The organism is Pseudomonas sp. TSRC2-2 (genome assembly GCF_049897785.1).
GTDB lineage: Bacteria > Pseudomonadota > Gammaproteobacteria > Pseudomonadales > Pseudomonadaceae > Aquipseudomonas.
In genome coordinates this window covers 636,446-652,770 of the sequence record NZ_JAFCWZ010000001.1, presented here as the reverse complement: position 1 = coordinate 652,770, position 16,325 = coordinate 636,446, and the positions used below count along the sequence as shown (strand labels likewise).

The 16,325-nt window shown below is 61.5% G+C and carries 10 protein-coding genes; all 10 read right to left on the bottom strand.

Features of this window, described 5'->3' with window-relative positions; translation table 11 throughout:
- Positions 1–182: 182 nt before the first annotated feature.
- The gene (locus ACP7D9_RS02965) at positions 183–3,260 is read right to left on the bottom strand and encodes an autotransporter domain-containing protein (protein WP_426155572.1); all 3,078 of its coding nucleotides are present in this window, start codon (positions 3,258–3,260) and stop codon (positions 183–185) included.
- A gap of 39 nt (positions 3,261–3,299) precedes the next feature.
- Positions 3,300–6,245 (bottom strand): autotransporter domain-containing protein, encoded by a 2,946-nt coding sequence (locus ACP7D9_RS02960; RefSeq protein ID WP_426155570.1) that lies wholly within the window; start codon positions 6,243–6,245, stop codon positions 3,300–3,302.
- Positions 6,246–6,308: 63 nt separating this feature from the next.
- Positions 6,309–7,679, bottom strand: a complete 1,371-nt coding sequence (locus ACP7D9_RS02955) for a TolC family outer membrane protein (protein WP_426155568.1) — start codon at positions 7,677–7,679, stop codon at positions 6,309–6,311.
- A 2-nt stretch (positions 7,680–7,681) separates the two neighbouring features.
- Positions 7,682–9,016: an HlyD family type I secretion periplasmic adaptor subunit gene (locus tag ACP7D9_RS02950; RefSeq protein WP_426155600.1), complete on the bottom strand. Its 1,335-nt coding sequence runs from the start codon at positions 9,014–9,016 to the stop codon at positions 7,682–7,684.
- A gap of 11 nt (positions 9,017–9,027) precedes the next feature.
- Positions 9,028–10,800 carry a type I secretion system permease/ATPase gene (locus ACP7D9_RS02945; protein ID WP_313001354.1) on the bottom strand — a complete coding sequence of 591 codons (1,773 nt, stop codon included), beginning with the start codon at positions 10,798–10,800 and terminating at the stop codon, positions 9,028–9,030.
- Positions 10,801–10,980: 180 nt separating this feature from the next.
- On the bottom strand, positions 10,981–11,373 hold the full coding sequence (locus ACP7D9_RS02940; RefSeq protein ID WP_313001357.1) for an AprI/Inh family metalloprotease inhibitor: 393 nt from the start codon (positions 11,371–11,373) through the stop codon (positions 10,981–10,983).
- Between the two features lie 121 nt (positions 11,374–11,494).
- On the bottom strand, positions 11,495–12,940 hold the full coding sequence (locus tag ACP7D9_RS02935) for a serralysin family metalloprotease (protein ID WP_426155566.1): 1,446 nt from the start codon (positions 12,938–12,940) through the stop codon (positions 11,495–11,497).
- A 456-nt stretch (positions 12,941–13,396) separates the two neighbouring features.
- Positions 13,397–14,482 (bottom strand): polyamine ABC transporter substrate-binding protein, encoded by a 1,086-nt coding sequence (locus ACP7D9_RS02930; RefSeq protein WP_426155564.1) that lies wholly within the window; start codon positions 14,480–14,482, stop codon positions 13,397–13,399.
- 55 nt (positions 14,483–14,537) lie between these two features.
- A complete protein-coding gene (locus ACP7D9_RS02925; RefSeq protein WP_426155562.1) occupies positions 14,538–14,882 on the bottom strand; it encodes a cupin domain-containing protein in 345 nt (114 codons plus the stop codon).
- Between the two features lie 31 nt (positions 14,883–14,913).
- Positions 14,914–16,320, bottom strand: a complete 1,407-nt coding sequence (locus ACP7D9_RS02920; protein ID WP_397478101.1) for an NAD(P)/FAD-dependent oxidoreductase — start codon at positions 16,318–16,320, stop codon at positions 14,914–14,916.
- Positions 16,321–16,325 lie beyond the last annotated feature (5 nt).

Here is a 16,325-nt window from a genome sequence, read left to right as displayed (position 1 = left end):
GCTTGCTCGCGAAAGCGAAGTGTCAGACGGCACCTTCTTGACCTGACACACCGCTTTCGCGAGCAAGCCCGCTCCCACATTTGGATCTTCTGCACATTTGGATTGTTGTACTCGCACAGTCCCATGTGCCGTGCTCCTTATTCTTGAAAACCCGGCAGCCCGTGACGCGCTGCCGGTTACGCTCAGAACTGCCAGTCGAGGGTCAGACCAACGCCGTGATCTTTCTCGTTCGAGCCGATCAGACCGTTGTAATCGAGGTTGACCCGCACGTCGCGATTGAGCGCCAGCCCGGCGCGCACGCCGACCACAGCGGCGTCGCGATCCATCGACACACTCTGCACGGTGAAGGCGCTGTTGCCGTTGGCGAAGGCCAGATGGCTGTCGGCATCGACGCTGCTCAGGTTGTGCTGCCAGCCGAGGCTAGCGCCCAGTTCCAGCTGATGCTTATCCGATACGGCGAAGCTGCGCTTGGCGCGTACGCCGAGAGTCGAGAGCACCACGTCGCGGTTGTCTTCGCCGCCCTTCAGCGCGGCCGCGTCACCCTTCTCGGTGAAGCTGTCGGTGTTGAGGTGCACGTAGGACAGATTGGCGAATGGCTCCAGGTTCATCGGTTGCAGGCCCAGATCGTACGCGGCCTCGGTGAACAGTTGCGCGGTGGTCGCGTCACGTTTGGTTTTCTGTTTGCCGCTCACGTCGCCGAACTGCAGATCACGTTTCACGTCGATGCGATGCCAGCTGTAGGCGCCGCCGACGGTCAGGCGCAACGCGTCGATTTCATGCCCCAGATACGCACCCAAGTGGTAGCTGTCGACCGACGCCTGGGAATGCGTGCCGCTGCCCATGCTCAACGAGCTGTCGCTGTAACCGGTGACGAAACCGAGACGGGTATCTTCAGCGATCAGACCGTCGACACCGGCCAGCAGCCCACCGATCGAGCTGTTGGAATCGGCATTGTCATGCCCGCCGTCGCTCTCGCCCCACGATCCGAGCACCTTGACCCAGACGTTGCTGCGCTCGTCCGTCGGCGCATCGGCATTGAACAGATCACGCTCACGCAGGCGCTCGCCAACCGCTTCGCGCACGTAGCGGCTGTCGTTGATCAGCAGCGTGCCGATAGCCGGGTGAATCTCGCCGGACAACTGTTGGAAGGCCTGCTGCGCCGACGCCGCGTTGGGCGACAGCAACAGGGTCTCGAACAGCGCATTGCCCGCACCCAAACGCTCGGCGGCCGCACCAACGGCGCGCTGGTTCGGCGTCAGACCGACACTGGCGAACGACGCTGCGTTGCGCCCGACCGCCAGTTGAATGCCGCCCGCCGAGTAATCGAGGGTGCCACCAAGGAACGCGTAATCCGGCAAGACCTGACCGAAGCGCCCGTCAATGCCACCCGCTGCCTGCAGGATGTTGTAGCGGGTGCCGAGCAGGCTTTGCACTTCGCCGGTGCTGAGCAAGGTCGGGCTGTTTTCCAGCGACAGGCTCACCGTGGCGCCGTCGATGAGCGCTTTGCCGCCCGCGACGATCTGATCGCTGCGGGTTGGCGACAGCTCCACGGCGTAGGTCGAACCGGGGGCGAAGGTCACGTCACCCGCCACATTCAGCGTGCCGATGGAATTGCCCGGCGCCACCGTACCGCCGCTGTTCACCGCCAACGCGCCGATGCGGCCATTGCCGCCGAGAATGCCGCCGTTGTTGACAGTGACCGCCGATTGCAGCGAACCGTTGATGGCCAGTCGACCCTGATTGACCAGCGTCGGGCCGCTGTAAGTGTTGTTGCCGGTCAGCACCAGCGTGCCGATGCCCTGCTTGGTCAGACCGCCGTGACCACCGATGTCGTTGCGCCAGGTGTCGAGGCCGCACGTGATGTCGCTGCACACGCGCTCGGTCGGTTTGCCCTGATCGATGATCGCGCCGATGCCCGGCAGATCGGCGACGAACTGGCCGGAGCCGTACGCGCCCTGCACTCGGAATTGCTCGGGGATGTCCTGCTCGGTAACGAACATCGCCGGGCCTTCGATGGCCTTGCGCAGGTTGATCATCCCCCAGCCGTACAAGGCGTCGATGCCCGGCGCGCCAAGGTCGGTGGCGGTGGTGCGCAACACGCTGGCGACCTGGTCGCCGCTCATGTACGGGAAGCGCTCCATCAGCACCGCGATGGAACCGGCGACGTGCGGCGCCGCCATCGAGGTGCCGTTGTAGTTGGCATAGCTGGTGGTCAGGTTGCCGGCGTTGGTGCCTTCGATGATCGAGCTGTAGATCCTGGTGCCCGGCGCGGAGACGCAGTAACTCGCGGTGTAGCCGCAACGCGAGGAGAACGTGCTGATCACGTACGGATTGGCGCTGGCCGTGTCCGGGTTCTGCTGTAATGCGGCGACGGTGATCCAGTTCGGCGCGATGTCCGGAACGAAATAGCCGAGGCCGGCGATGGCGTCAGGGTTATTAAGGTTGTAATCGTTGCCGGCAGCGAAAATGGTGACGATGCCGCTGCGTGCGGCGGCAATCGCACCGTCATAGGCGCCGCCGGGTTTGGTGCCAAGCAAGGTGCGGATTTCGTTGAACTGCAACTGCGCGTCGTTGACGGTGAAGTGCGGATACGCCGGATCGCGGCCGCCGAGGTCAAAGCGATCGGTAATGCCGATGCCCCAGCTGTTGTTGATGATCCGCGCACCGCTGGCGATCAGCGCATCCCAACCGGCCTTGTACACTGCGCCGTCGTTGCCACGCACGATGCCGTCTTCAGGCCCTGGGTCGCCATTGTCGGCGCTGATGATCTGCGCGCCAAATGCGACGCCGTGCATCACCCCGCCGTCGCGACTGCCCGCCGCGATGCCGCCAACGTGGGTGCCGTGGGCGCCAAGCTTGCCGTTGGAGCCGACCGAGGGTGAACCGTCATACACAAACGCGTCGCCGGCCTTCACCGGGATATACGGGTCGGTGTATTCGCGGATTCCGCTGGTGACCAGGGTGACGACTTTGTTACTGCCAGAGAACTCCGGGTGGGCGGCGTAGACCGGCTGATCGAAAATTCCCAGTTTCACGCCTTTGCCGGTATAGCCGGCGGCGTAAGCGTAATCCGCGCCGATCGCGCCCAGGCCCCAGTCCGCCTTGAACTCATTGCTGCGCCAACTTGACGGATCGCCGCTGCGGCCGTTTTCCACGTAAGGCGCTGCCTGCGCCATCGCACTGGCACAGAGCATCGCGACTGTCAGGGTTTTCAGGGCAAAGCGGCCACCCGATTGCGCGGGGGTATTGTTGTTATCCATCCACGACCTTCCTTAGTGATGTTGCGAAAAAAACCTGTGTCAGAACTGCCAGTTCAGGCTCAGCCCAACGCCATGCAGCTTCTCGCGGCTGGCGAGTTGGCCGTTGTAATCAAGGTTGACCCGCACGTCTTTGCTCAGGGCCAGACTGGCCTGCACGCCGACCAGCGCCGCATCGCGTACCAGTGCCGAGCTCTCCACCGCGTACGGCGTGCCGCCACTGGCAAAGCGCAAATGTTGCTGCGATTCGATATCGCTGAGGCTGTGCTGCCAGCCGAGACGGGCATTGACGTCCAGTGCTTGTTGGTTCGTAAGGTTGAAGGTTTTGCTCGCCCGCACGCCCAAGGTGCTCAACACCACGTCGCGCCTGTCTCCCGAGCTTTTCAGCGCAGCGGCATCGCCCTTTTCGGTAAAGCCTTCGGTGTCCAGATGCAGGTAAGTCAAATTGGCGAACGGTTCCAGCGCCAGAGGTTGCAGCGGCAAGCGATACGCCGCCTCGCCAAACACCTGAGTGGTGGTCGCATCAAGCTTGGCTTTCTGCTTGGCGCTGACGACGTCGTATTGTAGATCGCGCTTCACATCGCCGCGATGCCAGCTGTACGCCGCGCCGGTGCTCAAGCGCCACGCGCCGAGGTCGTGCCCGGCGTAAGCGCCGAGGTGATAGCTGTCGACTGTCGCGGAAGAATGCGTGCCCGAGCCCATGCTCAGCGAACTGTCGCTGTAGCCGGTGACCAGCCCGATGCGAGTCTGCTCGTCGAGCGTGCCGTCGACACCCGCCAGCAGACCGCCGATCGAGGTGGTGTAACCTGCGGTGTCGTGGCCCGAATCGGTGCTGCCCCACGCGCCAAGTGCTTTGATCCAACCGTTGCTGCGGGTCGCCCATTCGTCGTGCAGCCGCTCGCCGACCGCATCGCGCAACTGGCGGCTGTCGTTGATCAGCATCGTGCCCAGCGCCGGATAAATCTCGCCGCTCAGTTGCTGGAAGGCTTGCTGCGCCGAGGCTTGAGTCGGTGTACGAAGCACACTTTCATAAACCGAATTGCCGGCGCCCAGACCTTCGACTGCCGCCGCCACCGAACGCTGGTTCGGCGTTCGCCCGACGCTGGCGAAGCTGGTCGCGGTGCGCTGGATATTCAGCTGAATGCCGGTTGCGGCGTAATCGAGGGTACCGCCGATAAACAGGTAGTTCGGCACGACCGCAGCAAACTGCCCCTGCACGCCGCCCGCCGCTTGCAGGATGTTGTACTGGCGACCGAGCAGGCTCTGCGCTTCGGCGCTGCTGAGCAGGGTCGGGCTGTTTTCCAGCGCCAGGCTGACGTTAGCGCCGCTGACGGTTGCCACGCCGCCGGCAACGATGCGGTCGCTGCTGGTGGGCGATAGCTCGACGGCGTAGGTCGAACCCGGGTTGAGTGTCACGTCACCGGCGACGTTCAAGGTGCCGATGGAATTGCCCGGTGCAACCCGGCCGCCGCTGTTGGCGGTCAGCGCGGCGATGCGTCCGGAGCCGCCGAGGGTGCCGCTGTCGTTGACGGTGACCGCTGAGGTCAGCGAACCGTTGACGGTCAGCAGACCGCCGTTGACGGTGGTCGGGCCGCGATAGGTGTTTGCGCCGCTGAGCAGCAATTGCCCGGCGCCGGACTTGATCAGGCTGCCCTGATATACCCGGTTCGCCGCTGCCGCATCACGCAGCATGCCGACGGCGTAATCGGTCTGGTCCTGCTGACTGGTGCCGGTCGGAACGCCGTTCTGCCAGCCTTTGTCCTGCAGGGTTTGCTGCCAGGCGCTGTGCTCGGCGAGGTCTTCGCGCTGGCGCTGGAGCAGCGCCTTGTCGGAGATGTCGTTGCTCCAGACATCGCGCTGCCCTGCCCCCAGATTGGCATCGAACGCACCGAGCAATTGCCCCGGCCCGCGCATCGCTCGGTTGAGGTTGGCGACGCCCCAGCCGACGCGCTCGTTCGGCGCATCGGTGACCGAGCCGTCGAGCTGGGTGGCGGTGGTCAGTAACACTTCCAGCGCCTGCTGATTGTTCATGTACGGATAGCGTTCCATTACCAGCGCCAACGCGCCCGTCGCGTGCGGCGCCGCCATTGAGGTGCCGGATTTGATCGCGTAGCCGCCGCCGGGAATGGTGCTGTCAATCTTCGCCCCCGGTGTGGTGATGCACCAATACTTGGCGATGCCGCACTGGTTGTACTTTTGCTGATTGCCCTGATCAAGCCCGGACACCGCCAGCCAGTGGCCTTCCAGATCCGGCTGGAAGTACGGCAGCGCCGAGCGCACGCTGGCGTTCGGGTAACCGCTGTTGCCGGCGCTGAACACATTGATCACGCCGCGCCGCGACACATCGGCGGCGGCGTCAAGCCAAGTGCCTTTGTTCCAGTGCTGAGCGTAGGCGGCGTGCAGATCCGCCAAGGTCCGATAGCTGACATCCGGCGGCTGACTGCCCCAGCTGTTGTTGATTGCCCGCACGCCAGCGTCGGCCAGGCTGTCGTAGACCGCTTTGAAATAACGCGGATCAGGACTGGGGCCGAAGAGGAAACTGTCGTTCCTGTTGGTGTTGCCGACGTAGATTTGCGCGTTGTAAGCCACGCCGTGCATGCCGCTGCCGTCACGCGCAGCGCCCATGGTGCCGACCACGTGGGTGCCGTGCGAATCGTTGTTGGGGTTGAGCGTGCCGTCGACGTTGAACGGTGAGCCATCAACATAGCTGCCGCTGGCGGAGACCGGGTGATAGCGCGCGGCGGAGAACTCCGGGTGGGCGGCATCGAAACCGGAATCGAGCGCGCCGATTGTCACGCCCTTGCCGGTGATGCCGACAGCGTAGGCCTGATCCGCCTGCATGCGTTGCAGGCCCCAGTCACGCAGGAACTCGGCGCTGCGCCAACTGGCCGGATTGCCGGGCTGGCCGGATTCGAGGTATTGCGCCTGCGTAGCCGAGGTCACCAGCAACAGCGTGCCGAGCGAAATCGGTTTGATGCGTACGTCCATGGTCATCACTCTCGTTTTTTGTTTTATGCCGGTTCAATGGCGGTTTCGCCCGTTCCCCCTCGGTCAGGGTGAGGGCCGTTGCGCGACCACAAATGCCTCATCCACCCGCGCCAGATCCTGCTCATTCAGGGTTCCGGCGTAGTAATGCAATTTGGTCCACGCCATCAGGTAGTCATAGCGCGCCCGGGCCAGGTCGCGGCGGGTGGTGAACAGTTGCTGCTCGGCATTCAACGCGTCGAGGTTGGTGCGTTCACCGCCCAGAATGCTTTGCCTTGTCGAGACCACCAGCGCCTCGGCGGACTTCAACGCCTTCTGGTAAGCGCGCAATTTGCTCACCCCGGAAAGACAAGCGCTGAACTGTCGACGCAGTTCGATCAAGGTTTCGCGGGTCTTGCCATCCAGTTCGTATTCGGCCTGTTCCATGGTGCGACTGGCCTGGCGCGTCGAAGCCGACACCCCGCCGCCGGCGTACAGCGGCACGCTGACTTCCAGGCCGATGGTGTTGGTTTCGTAGCGCTGGTTGTAGGTGTTGCCGCTCTCGGACTCGTTATCGCGCATCGAGGCGTAGGCACTCACTTTCGGCAGATGCCCGGCGCGGTTGCGCTCGACTTCAAAACGCGCCACCTCGACCGCCTGACGCTGTGAAGCGAGGTTCGGGTTGTTGCTGATCGCCAGTTCATGCCAGGTGTCGAAGTTGGCCGGTTGCAGCGTGAAGGTCTGGAATTGCTGGCCCAGCGGTGCCAGGTCGCCGATGTCGACCGCCGGCACGCCGACCAGCGCCCCCAGTTCGCGCAAGGCAGCGTCCTGTTCATTGCGCGCTTCGATTTCTTCGGCAGTCGCCAGCTCATAGCGTGACTCGGCTTCGAGAATATCGGTGCGCGTGCCCTCGCCCTGCTTGAACATGTGTTCGTTCTGCTGGAACTGTTGCTCGTAGGCCTTCTTCTTCGCCTGGGCAATGTCGATCTGGTCCTGGGCGAACAAGGCTTTGGTGTAGTTGTCCAGCACGCGCACCAACAGTTCCTGACTCTTGCCGCGAAAGGCTTCGTCGGCAAACAACGACTGCGCCACACCTTTGCGATAGGCCGCGTAAGCCTCGTAATCGAGCAGCGGTTGCTGCACCGTCAGCGCCGAGCCGTAACTGTTGTAGTTGCGCTCATCGGTGCGGTTGCGCGCACGATCATCCAGAGACGTAGCCTTGGACGAGTTGCGACCCTTGTTGTAGCTGTAGCCGATCCGAGGCAACAGCCCGGCGCGTCCAATCACGCGGTTTTCAAGGCCGGCATCACGTTCCTTGATTGCGCCGAGAAACACCGGATCATTGCGCAACGCCTGTTCGTAAATCTCGAACGGCCCCATGGCGGCGATTGCCGAGTGACTCGCGAGCAGCAGCACCACGGCCCCCAACATTGAAAGCTTAGTCATACAGCCGAACATCCTTATTCCTCGGTCAACGCAGAACCGGCGCGATCGAGCAGCGGTTTGAACAGGTAGTTGAGGAGTGACCGCTCCCCCGTGCGCACGAAAATCTCCGCCGGCATGCCGGGCTTGATCACCAGCCCGTTGAGCTTTTCCATCGCCTGATCGCTGACGCTGCTGCGCAACACGTAATACGGCACGCCGCTTTTCTCATCGATCATCTGGTCAGCGGCAATCAGGCTGACCTCGCCGGGCACGCGCGGGGTTTTGCTCTGGTTGAACGCGGTAAAAAGAATGTCCACCGGCAGATGCGTGCCGACCTTGTCGATCAGGTTGACCGGCAAGTGCCCTTCCACTTCCAGCGTGGTGCCTTGGGGAACGATCTCCAGCAGGGTTTCGCCCTGGCGCACGACGGCGCCCTCGGTGTGCACACTGAGGTTGACCGCTACGCCATCGGCCGTGGCGAGGATTTCGCTGTGTTGCAGGTCGAAACCGGCGGAGGTCAGTTGCTCGGACAGGGTCACGCTTTTCAGTTGCGCGTCGGCCAGTTGCGTGCGCACTTCCTTCTGGTATTCCTCGCCGTGCTGCTGCAGCTTGAGGCGCGATTCAAGAATGCCCTGCTCCACACGCCCGCTTTCGCCAGTGTTTTCTGCCAATTGCTGCTGCACCTGCGACAGTTGCCGCTGGTAATCCATCAAGCGGTTGCGCGGGATGTAGCCGTTGTCAGCCAGCGGTTGCAGGTTGCGCAGTTGTTGCTGCAAGGAACTGGCCTGGGCATTGAGGTCACTGCGCGCGCGGCGCATGCCAGCCAGTTGCGCAGTGGCGCCTTCGATATTGGCGCGCAGTGCCGCCTGTTCGCGGGAAAACGCTTCGCGGCGGCTGCTGAACAGCTGACGCTGGCCTTCCAGCACCAGCGCCAGACGCGGGTCAGCATCATTGCTCAACTCGGCGGGAAAGCTTACTTGCTTGAGGTTGTCGCGTTCGGCCTGCCAGCGCGCGAGGCTGGCCCAGGCCATCCGGTATTGCGCCTGCAGCGACTGCACGTCGGCGGCGACCTGCGTCTGGTCGAGGCGGAACAGCGGCTGGCCCTGCTTCACGGTCTGGCCTTCGCGCACCAGAATCCGGCTGACCACGCCGCTGCTCATCGACTGCACGGCCTTGCGCTTGCCCGAGACCACCACGGTGCCCTGCACCGCGATGCCCTGATCCAGCGGCGCCAGTGCCGCCCAGGTGAAGAAACTGCCAGCGCCGACGATGGCCAGAATCCAGCCCATGCGCACGAAGTATTTCGCGTCGCGTTCCGGACGTTCAGCGACGTAGGCATGTTCCATGCTCGCTTCGTTTTGCGTGTTCATGCTGGCCCTGCTCATACGCCCGAATTCCTTGTCGAGGGCTGATATTGCCTGCTCATACTGAGCCCGCCCGGTGCCTGTGCAGCTTTCTCGCGCTGCTGTTCGTGCTGGCCGGAAAGTGCCTTGAGCACATCCTGACTCGGGCCGAACGCCTGCAAGCGCCCATCGTTGAGCACCAGCAGTTTGTCCGCCTGAGCCAATACCGAAGAGCGATGCGTGACCAGGATCACCGTGGTGCCCTGAGCCTTGAGTTGCGCAATAGCACTGGCCAGTGCGGCTTCACCGACGGTGTCGAGGTTGGAATTGGGTTCATCCAGCACCACCAGGCTTGGCGTGCCGTACAGCGCGCGGGCCAGGGCCACACGTTGCTTCTGGCCACCGGACAAGCCGCTGCCGTCCTCGCCCAGTTGCGTGTCATACCCCAGCGGCAGACGCAGGATCATCTCGTGGACGCCGGCCTGCTGCGCGGCAGTGACGACTTTTTGCGAATCGGCTTCGCTGAAACGCGCAATGTTTTCGGCGATGGTGCCGCTGAACAACTCGATGTCTTGCGGCAGGTAGCCAATGTAGGGACCGAGCTGATCACGATTCCAGCGGTGGATATCAGCGCCATCCAGACGCACCGTGCCGCCCAGAACGGGCCACACGCCGACCAGCACCCGGGCCAGCGTCGATTTGCCCGAGCCTGAGGCGCCGAGCACGCCAAGCACTTCGCCGGCACCTAGACTGAAATTGACCAGGTGCAGCGTCGCCGCACGTTGCCCCGGCGGGCCGGCGCTGACTTGCTCGAAAGTGATCTGACCTTTCGGTGCCGGCAGCGCCATCGCTTCGTCGCTGGGTGGAAAGGCCTGCAACAGCGCATCAAGGCGCTGATAAGCCAGCTTCGCCCCGCTCCACTGTTTCCACACGGCGATCAACTGGTCGATCGGGCTCAGTACGCGGCCCATCAGGATCGAACCGGCGATCATCATGCCGGCGGTCATGTCGCCCTTGATCACCAGCAGCGCGCCCAGCCCAAGCACCAACGATTGCAGGCACAAACGCAGCGTCTTGCTCAGGGAACTGATCACCGCGCCAGTATCGCTGGCCTGGTTCTGCAAGCCGAGAAAGCGCGAATGCACGCCAAACCAGCGTGTGCGCAGCGAGCCGAGCATGCCCATCGCCTGAATGGTTTCGGCGTTGTGCAAATGGCTGGTGGCCAATTGGCTGGACTGCTGGGAAAACCCGGCGGCCTCGCCCAGCGGCTTTTTGGTCATGTATTCGTTGAGGCATGCCAGCGCGATCAACAGCAACGCCCCCGCCGTCGCCAGCACCCCGAGCCAAACGTTGAACAAATAGATGACAAACAGATAGACCGGGAACCATGGCGCATCGAAGAAGGCGAACAGCGCCGGGCCGGTGACGAACTGGCGGATGTGGGTAAGGTCGCCCAGCGCTTGCCCGGCGTTGCCCTCGCCCTTGAACAGGTTGCGTTCAAACGCGGCTTGATAGACGCGCAGATTGAAGCGTCGCTCCAGCTGGCTGCCGATGCGGATTACGATGAAGCTGCGGATCACTTCCAGCAGCCCGATGAAGGCAAAGAATCCGACCACCATCAACGACAGCATCGCCAGGGTGGTTTCGTTTTGCGACGACAGCACCCGGTCATAAACTTGCAGCATGTAGATCGACGGTACCAGCATCAACACGTTGATCAGCGCGGTGAAACAACCGACGCTGATCAGGATGCTTTTATAGTCGCCCAGTGCCTTGATTAACGGAGCGGCAGGAGACTTCGCCATCTTCATTGATTCTTCCTGAGTTCATAGTCTCGTCATTGTCGAACGAGCATTCCATTGAATATTGCGCTTGCCTGCAAAGAGGATGAGCAAGTAGCGCTTACAATTTCATAACAAGTAAATGGGCCCCGCGCATATAACCCGCAGGCAGTGCCATATATCAACTACCTGCAACTTTCCATTCGTTGCTTAGTGTTCGACACGCTCCAGCAAAATGAGCAAATGCGGACTCAATCTGCTTGTATACAAGCCTTCACGCTGGCGGCTGAAGAAAGCGATTCTCGAACCTTCCTTGCCGGTGATGGCAATACCATCGGGCTCGGGAAACCAGCCGATCGGCGCTTCGCTCAACCACGCGCCCAGGCACTCGGCGCCTGCACCCAAAGTCTGGTTCGGCGCGAGATCGACCAGGCATGTGTTCGACGGCTTGTCTTGCAGCGTTCGCGCTTCATGCGTGTCGTTGTGACCGGTCAATGTGGCCTGCCAGCGCCCGGCGAATACCGAGGGTTCTTCGAGTCTGAGGCTGCTTGCCATGCTTGTCGCTCCGCTCATCATCAGCGTGACTGCCATCAGCCATGCCATCGTAGTGTCAGTAAAAACGTATCCACGCATAGGAAATTTCACTTCCGCTCGTAGCCTTGCCCGGCGATCAGGCCGATGCAAGCGAAGAAAGCGACGCACGCGGCGCCGCTTTCCCTTTACATCACGCGACGATGTCGCTGGTCGCTGCCTGGCCAACGGTGCTGACGATGAAGTCCGCCACGCCATGCCCGGAGAAATCCACCGACAACAGGCTGTTGCCGCCCGACGACGTCAACACTGCATCGCCAGCGGAACCGCTGAAGCTATTGACGAAGTGCAGGCCCGCGCCGTTGGTGATGCCGGTCAGATCGATTTTGTCGAGACCGCTGACGAAATCGAGAATCTGATCGATCGCACCCGGCTTGGAATCCGAACTGGCGGCGAACACAAAGGTGTCCGAACCGGCACCGCCCCACAGTTTGTCGGCACCGCCTGCGCCGTAGAGGATGTCGTTACCGGCACCGCCCTTCAGCTCGTTGGCCACGCTGTTGCCGATCAACAGATCACTGCCCGAACCGCCAATCGCGTTCTCGATGACTGCGCCCTTGGCAATCGATACGTTGCCGACCATGCCGCCCACGTCGGAGAACGAAGCGCCATTGAGGTTGATCTTCTGGTTTTGGGTGAAACCGGAGAAATCCAGGGTGTCCTTGCCGCCGGCGTCCCACACCGAGAAGACCACTTTGTCGCTCGATGATGAAGCGCTGAGGAAATCACGGCCGGTATTGGAGTTGAAGCCGTAGGTGGTGTCGCCGGTGCGGGTCGTGGTGTTGGCGCCGTAGAGTTTCTGGATCGCCGCGATGTCATCCATCAGCGGGCCGGACGAGTAGGCTTCGACGCCGCCCTTGCTGAAGTTCTGGTTGGTGTTGCTCTCGCTCCAGTAACTCATGACGCTGTAGCCACGAGTGTCCTGGCCGTAAGTCGCGTCGTTGTAGGTCGGGTTGCCATTGCCTGCGTTGTAGTCGCCAGGGTGAGCAAGGCCCAGGGTATGGCCGATTTCGTGGGTCAGGGTCTGACGACCGTAGTTGTTCAGATCCGGGTTCTTGTTCTGGGTATAACCGCTGTTGATCAGGTACCACGAAGTACCGTCATAACCAGCGCCGGTGCCCGGCAGATAGGCAAACGCCGCAGCGCCGTCCTGGCCACCGCTGTAGTTGCCGAAGGTCATGTGCCCGTCGCCACCCGAGGCTCGCTCGGTGAAGGTGACATTGGCAACGTCGGCCCAGGATTGCATGGCGAGCTTGGCCTGGGTTTGCTGCTGCGCGCTGAACTGACTGAATCCGCTGATCCCGTGCTTGTTCATTGTGCTGTTCGAGGCCGACGTCAGGAACGTATAGGTCAGCTCGATCGTGCCGCTGCCGTCCTTGTCCTGGTAGGCAGCGCCATCACGCAGCAATTGCGTAGCCGCCTGGTCGACGGTATACGAGGGTTTGCCATTGACTGTGAGGTTACCGCCACGGTCGTACTGATGGCTGAAGCTATTGATCTGGTTGTAAGCCGAGCTGAAGGCGGCCAGCTGGAAAGCCTGTTCGGCGCTATCAACAGCGTTGGTTTTAACTTTCGACATAAACACACTTCCTTGTTTAGCAATGGAACAGTTTTTGTCCGACAGGACGATCTTTGGCGAGATCGTCCTATCACTCGCCCAATGAAGGCGTAACGAACCTGACACAATTTGAAATCTGTCGTAAAGGATTTTTTTGCGATCCAATTTGGCGGTGTCAGGAAACTGCCGTAAACAAAGCGTGCGGCGAGGAAAGAATGTTTTTAGTTGGTGGGATAGCAGGATTTGCCTGAAGATTTTCTATTTAAATATTAAATATCAGTAAGTTTTGATTTGTCGGGCAAGTCACACTTTCAAGCTGCGGTGCCAGTGCTTTGATATCAACTCCATGACTTTATTCGGACTGTAGGAGCTGACGAGTGCAACGAGGCTGCGATCTTTTGACTTTGACCTTTTTAAGATCAAGATCAAGAGATCGCAGCCTCGTTGCACTCGTCAGCTCCTACAGAGGACGGAGGTTCAGCTACCGGTACGAATCTTGTTCCACACCCGCGTACGAATCCGGTCGATATTCAACGGCATCGCCTCCAGCGCAAACAGCTTGCCCATCATTTCCGGGCTCGGGTAAACCTTGGTGTCGTTCTTGATCGCCGGGTCGATCAGTTTGTCGGCTTGTTCGTTGCCATTGGCGTAATGCACGTAATTGGTGATGCCGGCCATGACGTCCGGGCGCAGCAGGTAGTTCATGAAGGCGTAGCCGGCCTTTTCGTCCGGTGCGTCGACGGGCATGGCGACCATGTCGAACCAGATCGCAGCGCCCTCCTTGGGAATCGCATAACCGATCTCGACGCCGTTCTGGGCTTCCTTGGCGCGGTTTTCGGCCTGGAGGATGTCGCCGGAAAAACCGACCGCGACGCAGATGTCGCCGTTGGCCAGGTCGCTGGTGTATTTCGAGGAATGAAAATAGCTGACGTACGGACGCACTTTCATCAGCAGCGCTTCGGCTTTCTTGTAGTCTTCGGGATTCTTGCTGTGGTGTGGCAGGCCGAGGTAGTTGAGCGCCGCCGGGAGCAGTTCCGGGCCGTTGTCGAGGATCGCCACGCCGCACTTCTGCAGTTTTTCCATGTATTCGGGTTTGAAGATCAGATCCCAGGAATCCACCGGCGCGTTGTCGCCCAGCACCGCTTTGACCTTGGCAATGTTGTAGCCGATACCGGTGCTGCCCCAAAGATACGGGAAGCCGTGCTCGTTGTTGGGGTCGTTGGTCTGCAAGGCCTTGAGCAGCGCCGGGTTTAGATTCTTCCAGTTCGGCAACTGACTCTTGTCGAGTTTCTTCAGCGCCCCACCCTGAATCTGCCGCGCCATGAAGTGGTTCGACGGAAAAACCACGTCGTAACCGGATTTGCCGGTCATCAACTTGCCGTCGAGGGTTTCGTTGCTGTCGTAGACGTCATAGGTGACGCCGATCCCCGTGTCTTTCTGGAAGTTCTTTGTGGTGTCCGGGGCAATGTAGTCGGACCAGTTGTAGACCTTGACCGTCTCGGCCGCGTGACTGACGGAAGCAGCCAGCAGCAGCGGCGCCAATGCGAGGGTTTTCTGGATCATGGGGCGATTCCTGTATGGGCTTTTTTTGTTGGCAGGCAATCAAAGGATCAAACAATCAGAAAATCAGCACGTAGCTCTTGCGCACGGTTTGCTGGATATCCCAGATTCCGAGCGTGTTGGCCGGCAACATCAGTGCGTCGCCGCCTTGTATGTGAAGGGTTTCGCCGCCGCCGTCGGGGGTGAACGTGCAGCGCCCGGAAATGAAATGGCAGAACTCCTGCGCGGTGATCTGCCGGCGCCAGCGACCGGGGGTGCATTCCCAGACGCCGGTTTCAACGCCGTAGTCGCGCTCGACGCTGGTGGTCGAAGCAATTGCGACGGGCTCGCCGAGGGGGACGGCGACCGGGTTGGATTCCTCAAGCTCGAGCGTGGCGGTGTTCTTGAATTGGGTGATGCTCATGGCGTGACCTGTTTATTGAGGGAAACGGCGTTTAGTGCATGAAACCTTCCATGAACCCGGCGACACGGCTGGCGAGCTTGCGCCGCCACGGTGCGGTCGCCGGATTGGCCAGCGTCTGGTCTTCATGCACGAAGCTTTTGATGATCGCGTTGTAACCGAGCCAGCGGCATGGCTCCGGCTCCCAGGCACGGAGCGCGTGAATGCCGCCGTCAGGCAGCACCCACGGTTGTTGGGTCAGCTCGCTGTCGCGCTCGAGAATCAGATCGGCCAGCGTCCGGCCGCCGAGATTGCTGGCACCGACTCCCTCGCCGCCGTAGCCGCCCGATAGGGCGATGCCGTTGGCGCGATCGCAGAGCATGTGCGGTTTGAAATGCCGCGACATGCCGAGGTTGCCGCCCCAGGCGTGGGTGATCTGCACATTTTTCAGTGGCGGGAACAGTTCGCCGAACAGATAGCGGCGCAACTCGACCTCGTCACGGGTCAGGTTGAAGTCATGGCGCAGCTTGCCAGCGAACTGATAACCGCCACGGGCGCCGAAAATCAGGCGGTTGTCGGCACTGCGTTGGCCATAGGTGACCTGACGGCTGAACTCACTGAAGGCCTGCCCGCGATTGAGACCAATTTCGTCCCAGGTCGCAGCGGACAGCGGCTCGGTGGCGACGATCAGGCTTTGCACCGGCAACTGGTAGCGACCGAGTGGCGGCAACGTCACCGAGTAACCTTCCACGGCCGGGACGATCCAGCGGCTGCGCACGCTGGCCTTGGCGGTGCGCAAACTGCCGGATTGCCATTGAATGACCGGGCTGTTTTCGTAGATTTTCACGCCCATGTTCTGCACGGTCCGCGCCAGGCCACGCACCAGTTTCGCCGGGTGAATGGTCGCCACGTGAGGGGCAAAGATTCCGCCGTAGGGTTTCGCCACACGGATCTGCTGGGCCAGCTGCTCGGGGCTGAGCCAGCGGTAATCGTTGTCGGTCAGACCCTGAGCGTGCAGCTTGCTCAGGTATTCGCGCAACACCGCCTCCTGCTCGGGATAGCGCGCCGCACAATAAAGCACCCCGCCCTTGCGGTAATCGCAGTCGATGCGTTCGCGTTCGAGGACGATCTCAACTTCGTCCGGGATGTTGTGCAGCAGGTCGTACGAAGCGCGGCGCTGCTCTGGCGATAATGCTGCCAGCAGACGATCCTCGCCGAGCAGATTGCCCATCAGCCAACCGCCATTGCGTCCGGATGCACCGAAGCCGGCGGTTTGCGCCTCGACGATGGCGATATCCAGGCCAGGTGCGTGTTTCTTCAGGTAGTACGCCGTCCACAATCCGGTATAACCGGCGCCGATGATTGCTACGTCGACATCCAGGTCCCGCTCCAGCGCAGGCCGCGCCAGTAGGGGCTCATCGAGCTGATCCATCCATAAACTGATCGTGCGCCACGCCGACATGCCAG

What these genes read in the sequence shown, in the direction of transcription:
- ACP7D9_RS02965 (WP_426155572.1), bottom strand. Translation starts at nt 3,260, where the DNA reads ATGGATAACAACAATACCCCCGCGCAATCGGGTGGCCGCTTTGCCCTG.
- ACP7D9_RS02960 (WP_426155570.1), bottom strand. Translation starts at nt 6,245, where the DNA reads ATGGACGTACGCATCAAACCGATTTCGCTCGGCACGCTGTTGCTGGTG.
- ACP7D9_RS02955 (WP_426155568.1), bottom strand. Translation starts at nt 7,679, where the DNA reads ATGTTCGGCTGTATGACTAAGCTTTCAATGTTGGGGGCCGTGGTGCTG.
- ACP7D9_RS02950 (WP_426155600.1), bottom strand. Translation starts at nt 9,016, where the DNA reads ATGAACACGCAAAACGAAGCGAGCATGGAACATGCCTACGTCGCTGAA.
- ACP7D9_RS02945 (WP_313001354.1), bottom strand. Translation starts at nt 10,800, where the DNA reads ATGAAGATGGCGAAGTCTCCTGCCGCTCCGTTAATCAAGGCACTGGGC.
- ACP7D9_RS02940 (WP_313001357.1), bottom strand. Translation starts at nt 11,373, where the DNA reads ATGGCATGGCTGATGGCAGTCACGCTGATGATGAGCGGAGCGACAAGC.
- ACP7D9_RS02935 (WP_426155566.1), bottom strand. Translation starts at nt 12,940, where the DNA reads ATGTCGAAAGTTAAAACCAACGCTGTTGATAGCGCCGAACAGGCTTTC.
- ACP7D9_RS02930 (WP_426155564.1), bottom strand. Translation starts at nt 14,482, where the DNA reads ATGATCCAGAAAACCCTCGCATTGGCGCCGCTGCTGCTGGCTGCTTCC.
- ACP7D9_RS02925 (WP_426155562.1), bottom strand. Translation starts at nt 14,882, where the DNA reads ATGAGCATCACCCAATTCAAGAACACCGCCACGCTCGAGCTTGAGGAA.
- ACP7D9_RS02920 (WP_397478101.1), bottom strand. Translation starts at nt 16,320, where the DNA reads ATGTCGGCGTGGCGCACGATCAGTTTATGGATGGATCAGCTCGATGAG.